Origin of the sequence: Nostocoides sp. (assembly GCF_035343835.1) — a bacterium.
Taxonomy (GTDB): Bacteria; Actinomycetota; Actinomycetes; order Actinomycetales; family Dermatophilaceae; genus Nostocoides_A; species Nostocoides_A vanveenii.
Genome location: NZ_DAOQZV010000112.1, coordinates 1 through 8,324, shown reverse-complemented (window position 1 = coordinate 8,324; position 8,324 = coordinate 1). Strand labels below are relative to the sequence as shown.

The window sequence follows — 8,324 nt, the reverse complement described above, 5'->3', positions numbered from 1 at the left end:
GGCCGGTTCAGGGGCGTCGACGGGCCGGTTCAGGGTCGTGTGGGTCCCACGCTCTGCGTGGCACCCAGACGACCGCGGTGGCGGGATGGGTGTGCAGGAGGGTGGGGGTTTCAGGCCGGGGAGGCGTCGGCAAAGCCTGGGGCGAAACCGAACTCGCGGGCCGGGATCAGCCCGCTCGGCTGCACGGTGAACCACGGGATATTCCAGCCGCCCAGGCCGAGCCCCGACCCCACGAAGGCGGTCCGCCCGAATTCGAAGACGTGCCCGGCGGTCGGTTCGTAGACCTCGAGGTTGCCGTCGCCGCGATCGGGCAGGATCAGGCAGACGTGGCGCGGCAGGACCGAGTCGCCGACATAGATCAGCGCCGGCTCACCGTCCGCCACCAAGCGCAGTAGTCGCCCGTAGTGCGCGTCCAACGCCCGGGTCGAGTCGGAGCGCAGCACTTCCACGTCATACCGCGTGCCGCGCCGCGAGGCGCCGAACTCCAGTTCTTTCTTCGCCCCCCATGGCGGCGTGCCCAGGCGGCGAGGCCACGGCAGATTGAGGCGGCCCCCGCCGGCATACAGGCTGTTGGTGCGGCGATGGACGACGCGTTCGTAGGCCGCGAAGCGCGCCCCGGCATCGGCCGCGTTCGGCAGACCGGCACGCGGTCCGTCACCGGTGAGGATCCAGGCCGCGAAGGCCGGGTCGACCAGCATCCGCGCGATGGTCAGGCACGCCGCACCACAGGTGACCTGACTCTGTTGCGCCGGCGCGGCGTCGCCGGTGTGCAGGCGATACGGCGGGCTCATACCCTCATCCAACCCGATCCGCCGCGCCCGTGCCGGCTGCGATCCGTATGCCGTGTCAGGCGGAGCGCTTGCGCGGTGCGCGCTTGCGTGGCGGGGTGATCTCGGCCTGGCGCACGATCGTCGGCAGCACATTGCCGAGCACCGTTTCGCGGCTGACGACCACGCGGGCGATGTCGTCATCGCTGGGCACGTCGAACATCACCGGCATCAGGACTTCTTCCATGATCGCCCGCAGGCCACGCGCACCGGTGCCGCGCTTGAGCGCCTGTTCGGCGATCGCGGTCAGGGCGTCCGGCGTGAACTCCAGCTCGACGCCGTCCAGCTCGAACATCTTGGCGTACTGCTTGACCAGGGCGTTCTTGGGTTCGCTCAGGATCCGCACGAGCGCCTCGCAGTCCAGCGGCGAGACTGTCGTGATCACCGGCAGCCGGCCGATGAACTCCGGGATCAGGCCAAACTTCATCAGGTCCTCGGGCATCACATCGCTGATCGCCTCGGCCAGATCCTTCGGGTTGTGCAACTCGGAGCCGAAGCCGAGGCCCTTCTTGCCGATCCGCCCCTCGATGAGCTTCTCCAGACCGGCGAAGGCCCCGCCGACGATGAAGAGCACATTGGTGGTGTCGATCTGAATGAACTCCTGGTGCGGGTGCTTGCGCCCACCCTGCGGCGGCACCGACGCGGTCGTGCCCTCGAGGATCTTCAGCAACGCCTGCTGCACGCCTTCACCCGAGACATCGCGGGTGATCGAGGGGTTCTCGGACTTGCGGGCGATCTTGTCGACCTCGTCGATATAGATGATCCCGGTCTCGGCGCGCTTGACGTCGTAGTCGGCGGCCTGGATGAGCTTCAGCAGGATGTTCTCGACGTCCTCGCCGACATAGCCGGCCTCGGTCAACGCGGTCGCGTCGGCGATCGCGAAAGGGACGTTGAGCATCTTGGCGAGGGTTTGCGCGAGATAGGTCTTGCCGCACCCGGTGGGCCCGATCAGCAGGATGTTGGACTTGGCGATCTCGACGTGATTGGCGTCGCGCTTGCCCGAGCCGTCACCGGCCTGGATGCGCTTGTAGTGGTTGTAGACGGCGACGGCGAGCGCCTTCTTGGCCGGCTCCTGGCCGATGATGTAGGTCTTAAGGAAGTCGAAGATCTCGCGGGGCTTGGGCAGCTCGTCGAAGCCGAGGTCGGTCGACTCCGCCAGCTCCTCCTCGATGATCTCGTTGCACAGATCGATGCACTCGTCGCAGATGTAGACCATCGGTCCGGCGATCAGCTTCTTGACCTGCTTCTGCGACTTCCCGCAGAAGGAGCACTTCAACAAATCGCCGCCTTCGCCCGCGCGCGCCATCCGCTCGTGCTCCCTTCACCATCGAATCCGTGGGATCGGGCACCCAAGCGCCCGTCGTGCCCCGACGCTACCTGCCGCCGGTGCCCGCTTCGACCATTGAAACCCACATGTCGCGGCGACGGCACCCGTTCCGCTGACAGCGGAAGCTCGCGCCCCTCCCCCACCTGCCTGTATGCCGTTCACCCCCGCCCGAAGTCCGGCCTACCGTGCAGTAAGTAGGGTGATCACCCCACTGCAGCCTCGGCCCCCCTTCACTCCCCGGAATCGGCGTGGGCGATATAGGCGAGCTGGCGCCATACGGCCGCGAGCGTCAGACCGGAGCCGACCGCGGCGAACCAGAAGGGCGCGGTCAGCCCCCACCGCTGCGCGATCACGCCACCGAGCAGTTGCCCAACCACCAGCCCACCGAAGAGCCCGACCAGGTAGACACTGCTCACCCGCCCCTGGAAGGCTGTGGGCACCGCGCGCTGCCGGACGGCCGTCGAGAGCGTGCCCCAGACGAAGGCATACGCCCCGAAGACCACCATGATCGCGATCGCCACCCACCCGTTCGTCGTCAGCGCCAGGGCCGTATGCGTGAGCACCTCCAGCAGCAGGCAGGTGCGCATCAGCCCCGCGAGCGGGAAGCGCCGCTCCAACCGGCCGTATGCCAGCGTGCCCACCATCCCGCCCACCGCGGCTGCCGTGGTGAGCAGCCCGAAGCCGACTTCCCCCATGTGCAAGTGGTCGAGCGCGTAGAGCACGAGCACCGACCACGCCGCACCCCACGTGACATTGAACGCGAGGATGACCAGGGCCAGGGTGCGCACGGCGGCATTGCCGAGCAGCCAGCGCACACCCTCGCCGATGTCCCGCAGCACGTGCGTGTCCTCCAGATCCGCGCGCTCGGGGTGCATGGGCCGCGCGATCCGCCGGATCAGCACGATCCCGAGCAGCATGGTCACGGTCTGTGTCACGAAGGGCCAGGCCATCCCCGCGGCGAACAAGAAGGCCCCGACCGGCGGCCCCACCAGTTGGTTGGCCGTCAGGAAGCCGGCCATCAGCCGGGCGTTGCCCAATCCGAGATCGGCCTTGTCCACCAGCATCGGCAAGATCGTGCCCGACGCGGTATCGGCGAAGATCTCGGCACAGCCCAGGACAAACATCACGACCAGGACGATGGTGATGTTGACATGCCCCGTGGCAAGCGTGGCGATGAGGAAGCCCAGGACGAGCAGCCGGCTGAGGTCCGCCAACACGACCAGGGTGCGGCGATCCATCCGGTCGGCGATCGCCCCGGCGATCAGCCCGAAGAGCAAGGTGGGCACCCGTTGGAGCGCGGCGGCCAGGGCCACGAGGACGGCGTTGCGCGTCTGCGAGGCGACTAGGAGCGGCCCCGCCGCGAGGGCGATGCCGTCGCCGATATTGCTGATCCAGGAGGAGGACATCAGCCACCGGAAGTCGCGGCCCATCCGGGCCGGTGCGATGGCTTCCCCGATGCGTCCCACGAGGGCGAGAGCCTACCCGCGCGCGCCTAGCGCATGCGCGAGGTTTATTCCGTCGGTGAGGTCCGCTTCCCGGACGCACGGCGGTCGGTGGGCTCAGTCATACTCGCTCTCCGTATGCCGCGGCGGGCCCGGCCGCGTGGGAAAATCGCCGGCGCAGGGCCAGGCTGACATACACCAATCCGACGAGCACCGGGACCTCGATGAGCGGCCCGACGACGCCGGCCAACGCCTGGCCGGAGCTGACGCCGAAGGTCGCGATGGCGACGGCGATCGCCAACTCGAAGTTGTTGCCCGCAGCGGTGAAGGCCATCGTCGTGGTGCGGGCATACGTGAAGCCGAGGGCGCGCCCGAGCCCATAGCCGCCGCCCCACATCAGCGCAAAATAGGCAAGCAGAGGCAGCGCGATCCGCGCCACATCCCAAGGCCGGGCAGTGATCTGCTCGCCCTGCAGGGCGAAGAGCAGGACGACGGTGAAGAGCAACCCGTAGAGCGCCCACGGGCCGATCCGCGGGAGGAATTCCTCCTCGTACCACGCGCGCCCGCGGCGGGCCTCACCGAGGCGCCGCGAGAGATAGCCCGCGGCCAGCGGGATGCCGAGGAAAACCGCCACACTGGCCGCGATCGCGCCTGGCGAGACGTCGAGGTGCGTGCTCGCCAGTCCCAGCCAGCCCGGCAGCACCGTCAGATAGAACCAGCCCAGGCCGGCGAAGGCGACCAACTGGAAGAGCGAATTGATCGCGACCAGCACGGCCGCGGCCTCGCGATCGCCGCAGGCGAGGTCGTTCCAGATGATGACCATGGCGATGCAGCGCGCCAGGCCGACGATGATCAGACCGGTGCGATAGGCAGGCAGGTCCGGCAGCATCAGCCACGCGAGCGCAAACATCAGCGCCGGCCCGATCAGCCAGTTCAGCACCAGTGACGACACCAGCAGCCGCCTGTCGTAGGTCACGGTGTCGAGCCGGTCGTAGCGGACCTTGGCCAGGACGGGATACATCATCACCAGCAGCCCGATCGCGATGGGCAGCGAGATCCCGGCCACCTCGACCCGGCTCAGCGCCGAATCGAGGCCGGGGACCAGGCGGCCCAGCGCCAGCCCGAGCACCATGGCGGCCCCGATCCAGACAGGCAGCAACCGATCGAGCCGCGAAAGCTTCGGGGCGGCAACGGGATCGGCCGCATCGAGCGCGGTCGTCATCGCCGTCAGGCCGGCATGATCGCGCGCACGAAGGCGCTCGCGAACGCCCCGTCCAGGGCGTCGACGGCCGCTGCCACATCCACGCCAGTCGGCAAGTCGGCGGGCGCCAGACTCGCGGCGAGGTCCTCCAGGTCGGCACGCGTGTAGCGCCGGGTCACCTCGACCGAGGCGTCCTCGAAACCGGCCGCCGTGAGCCGGGCGACATAGTCGGTCTCGAGCAGCGCGCCGGCGATGCACCCTGTCCACAGGGCCACGATGCCGGTGAGCTCCGGAGCCAGCGGGCGCAGCAGCACGATGTCGGAGACGGCGAACCGGCCGCCGGGCCGGAGCACGCGCGCGGCTTCGCGCAGGACCGCGTCCTTGTCGGCCGAAAGGTTGATCACGCAGTTGGAGATGACGACGTCGACGGCGTTGTCCGGCAACGGAATCGACTCGATCGTCCCGAGCATGAACTCGGCATTGCCGATGCCCGCCTCGGCCTGGTGGCGGCGCGCGAGGTCCAGCATCTCGGGCGTCATATCCAGCCCGTATGCCGTTCCCCCCGGCGCCACGCGCCGCGCCGAGAGCAGGACGTCGAGTCCGCCGCCGGAGCCGAGGTCGAGCACGTCCTGCCCCGGCTGGAGGTCGGCGAGCAGAGTCGGGTTCCCGCACCCGAGCGAGGCCGCCAGCGCACCGGCCGACGGCACGGCGTCGGCGTCGTAGAGGTCGCCGCTGATGGGATCGGACGCGGCCGGCCCGTCGGAGCAGCACCGCGTGCCGCAGCACGAGTCATCGGCAACGGCCAGAGCGGAACGGGCGGACGCGGCATACCGCTCGCGGACGGCCTCTCGGATGTCGTCGGCTGCCGACGGGGACGCGCTGGACGCGGTCATGGCGCCCTCTCCTTGGATTGATGATCGTCTAAGCAGAATCAGTCTGGACCGCTGTTTCGAGATCTGTCAAGATAGGGGCATGGCCTCGGACGTGATGTGCTGCACCCCGGCGATCGCCTCGCTCGATGCCGACCGGGCACAGGCCCTCGCCCCGCTCTTCAAGGCCCTCGGCGACCCGGTCCGGCTGCGCCTGGCGTCGATGATCGCCGCCATGCCCGAGGTGTGTGTCTGCGAGTTGACCAGGGCCTTCGAGCTGTCCGGTCCGACAATTTCCCACCACCTGAAAGTCTTGCGCGACAATGGCATCGTCGAGTGCGAGCGCCGCGGGACCTGGGTCTACTACTGGATCCGCCCGCATGCCTTGGCCGAGCTCACAGCGGTCCTGGCGCCACTGCACACCGGCGCATGAGACCGGACGGCTCAGCCCGTCCGGCGGCAGCCGAGCATTACCCTCGCCATCATGACGGCGAGCACGCCCCAGGACCGGATCGACGCCTTCCTGCTTGATTACGAAGCCCAGTGGGTCATTGCCCAGCCGCATTTCGACGGCGACGATGGCGACGGCTTCGCGACGTGGATTCCCAGCTCGCTGCGTTAGGGGATCGGCACGCCAACCGGGGGCGCAGCTGCTCGCCCGCGCGTTTTCCGGCGCGCCGGAGTTCGGCCCGACAAGCCAGCTGACGACCGCAACGGCCATCGACGGCGATGTCGCCCGGGTCGCTGCGACGCCGACGCGAAGCACCGGCCCGCGCTTCCTCGAATACCGGCTGGTGCGTCTGGATGGTGACTGGCGGATCGCGGCCATCGACGGCTTCCACGACGATCCGGACGCGGCGTTCATGCCGGCCGAGCGGGCGTCCGCCCTGACCGGGTCGGCCACCGCCGATGCGACCCTGACGGCGATGCCGCCGCACTACGCACGGCTCGATCCGGCTCGGCTCTTCGTCGAGCGCGACATCGTCGACGACGACGGCGACAGCACGCGGATCGAGGTCCGCCCCGTCGGCCGCTTCACGGTGAGTTCGGGGGTCCTGGCGGTCGTCGACTTCGCCTATGACGCGTCCATGATCAAGGCCCTGACGCGCTCGGTGCCGCCCCGGGAGTATGCCGCCGACATCGCGGTAGCCTTCGAGCGGTGCGCCGCTCTGCGCGTCACTTTCGGCCCAGATGCACCGGTGGCCTGGCATCCGGCCACGGCGTCGGACGGCGGTCACGTCGCCGGAGTCGATGCCGGAAACCTCGCCGTCATCGGCATCGGCGCGTATGCCGCGGCGACCGTCCGGGGAAGGAGAGCGCCTACGAGGACCTCGTCGTCGATACCGAGTCACTCGCCGAGCTCCTCCGATTCGGCGCGGGCGAGCCGTGCGGTGTGGTCGCCAGCTCGGGCTGGGGCGACGGCGCCTATCCGTCGGTTTGGGGCGTCGACGCAGCGAGCCAGGCGGTCCAACTCGTCGTCGACTTCTGCCTGCTGGTGCACGCGGTGACCCGCGAGGTAAACGTCGCTTGGGCCGGCGGCGGCTTCGACCTCGGCGTGCCGGGCGTGCGAATCACGACCGAGCCCGGGCGATTCTCCTTCTGGCGCGGGCAGATTCCCGGGCGCCTTGTGCTCACCGCGCCCTACGACGCCGTCGCGGAGCTCACGTTGCGCACCGACAAGGGCGAGATCGCCTAGTGCCTCGGACACCGAGGCAAGCGAGGTCGACGCGACGACGACGGCCTATCCATTGCTCGGCCAGCCCGGACCCGGGTGGACCCTGACCGCCACCGTCGACCTGGGCCCCGAATACTCCTGACCTGCACCGGTGATGCCGGTAGCGCCCGAATCCGCTTGGGCCGCAATGCTTCCTCGGGCGACCTCGAGCAGCCGCTCGCGCACCTCGGGCGGGCCGAGGACGCGCACCGACCCGCCGAAGCTCGCCAGCCGCCGGGCCAGCACGTCCGCGTTCAGGCCGGCCACCCGGGCGGGCACCCCGTCCGAACGCGCCTGCGCCACTTCCGTGTGCCGCCCGAATGTGCGCCGCAGCATCGGCACCGCATCGGGCGCCACGAGCAGGTCGGCCCACAGTCCGGCGCGGCGCTCCTCGACCGCCGTCACGACCTGGTCCCACTCCGCGCCGAGGTCGAGATCCGCGGGTCTGGTCGCCTGCGCGTCGAGCACGTCGGCCACGACCACCCGGTCGAGCCGGAAGGTCCGGCGCCCGGCGTCGGTGCCGGCGACGAGATACCAGCGGCCGTCCTTGGCCGCCAGGCCCCACGGATCGACCACGCGCACCGACTGCGATCCGGTGGGCGCGGCATACGTCAGGTCGACCCGCCGGCGGCGGACAACGGCGTCCTGGAGCGTCCGCCGAACGTGGTCGGCCGGCGACACCGCCTGCTGCTCACCCCAGCCGGCGGGGTCGTGAACGACGGCATCGGCCGCAGCCAGGGCCTCGTCTCGAAACGGCGCCGGCAGCGCCCGGGCGCAGCTTCGCGACGGCGGGCTGATCGGACGGGGGCAAGGGGGGATGATCACGCCGATCGGCACGGGCATGCAGACCGAGGCGATCTTCATGCCGAACGGCGACTACACCATCTCTTCCCGCATGGGCACGCTCTTCACGCGGCACTGGGGCCGCTACGAGATCGTGCAGG

General features: G+C 69.7%; 10 protein-coding genes. 4 read left to right on the top strand and 6 right to left on the bottom strand.

All coding sequences use genetic code 11. From position 1 onward, the window contains the following. Nucleotides 1-110: 110 nt before the first annotated feature. The 5 genes from PKH97_RS09485 to arsM form a co-directional block, all read right to left on the bottom strand. Nucleotides 111-791 carry a hypothetical protein gene (locus PKH97_RS09485; protein WP_324387162.1) on the bottom strand — a complete coding sequence of 227 codons (681 nt, stop codon included), beginning with the start codon at nt 789-791 and terminating at the stop codon, nt 111-113. A 55-nt stretch (nt 792-846) separates the two neighbouring features. Next, on the bottom strand, nt 847-2,133 hold the full coding sequence (clpX, locus tag PKH97_RS09480) for an ATP-dependent Clp protease ATP-binding subunit ClpX (RefSeq protein ID WP_324387161.1): 1,287 nt from the start codon (nt 2,131-2,133) through the stop codon (nt 847-849). A gap of 251 nt (nt 2,134-2,384) precedes the next feature. After that, nucleotides 2,385-3,620, bottom strand: a complete 1,236-nt coding sequence (locus PKH97_RS09475) for an MFS transporter (RefSeq protein WP_324387160.1) — start codon at nt 3,618-3,620, stop codon at nt 2,385-2,387. Nucleotides 3,621-3,717: 97 nt separating this feature from the next. Then, entirely contained in the window at nt 3,718-4,818 is a 1,101-nt protein-coding gene (arsB, locus tag PKH97_RS09470; protein WP_324387159.1) for an ACR3 family arsenite efflux transporter, read from the bottom strand. 5 nt (nt 4,819-4,823) lie between these two features. Continuing rightward, complete coding sequence (arsM, locus tag PKH97_RS09465; RefSeq protein WP_324387158.1) at nt 4,824-5,690, bottom strand: arsenite methyltransferase; 867 nt, start codon at nt 5,688-5,690, stop codon at nt 4,824-4,826. A 79-nt stretch (nt 5,691-5,769) separates the two neighbouring features. On the opposite strand from arsM, the gene PKH97_RS09460 reads away from it, so the two are divergent. The 4 genes from PKH97_RS09460 (at nt 5,770) to PKH97_RS09445 (ending at nt 7,362) form a co-directional block, all read left to right on the top strand. Continuing rightward, nucleotides 5,770-6,099 carry a metalloregulator ArsR/SmtB family transcription factor gene (locus PKH97_RS09460; RefSeq protein WP_324387157.1) on the top strand — a complete coding sequence of 110 codons (330 nt, stop codon included), beginning with the start codon at nt 5,770-5,772 and terminating at the stop codon, nt 6,097-6,099. A 51-nt stretch (nt 6,100-6,150) separates the two neighbouring features. After that, nucleotides 6,151-6,288, top strand: a complete 138-nt coding sequence (locus tag PKH97_RS09455) for a hypothetical protein (RefSeq protein WP_324387156.1) — start codon at nt 6,151-6,153, stop codon at nt 6,286-6,288. Nucleotides 6,289-6,460: 172 nt separating this feature from the next. Next, the gene (locus tag PKH97_RS09450) at nt 6,461-7,174 is read left to right on the top strand and encodes a hypothetical protein (RefSeq protein WP_324387155.1); all 714 of its coding nucleotides are present in this window, start codon (nt 6,461-6,463) and stop codon (nt 7,172-7,174) included. Beyond that, a complete protein-coding gene (locus PKH97_RS09445; RefSeq protein ID WP_324387154.1) occupies nt 7,171-7,362 on the top strand; it encodes a hypothetical protein in 192 nt (63 codons plus the stop codon). The genes PKH97_RS09450 and PKH97_RS09445 overlap by 4 nt, the downstream gene beginning before the upstream one ends. A 45-nt stretch (nt 7,363-7,407) precedes the next feature. Here the strand turns inward: PKH97_RS09445 and PKH97_RS09440 are convergent, their stop codons facing one another. Beyond that, nucleotides 7,408-8,061: a WYL domain-containing protein gene (locus PKH97_RS09440; RefSeq protein WP_324387153.1), complete on the bottom strand. Its 654-nt coding sequence runs from the start codon at nt 8,059-8,061 to the stop codon at nt 7,408-7,410. Between the last annotated feature and the right edge of the window lie 263 nt (nt 8,062-8,324).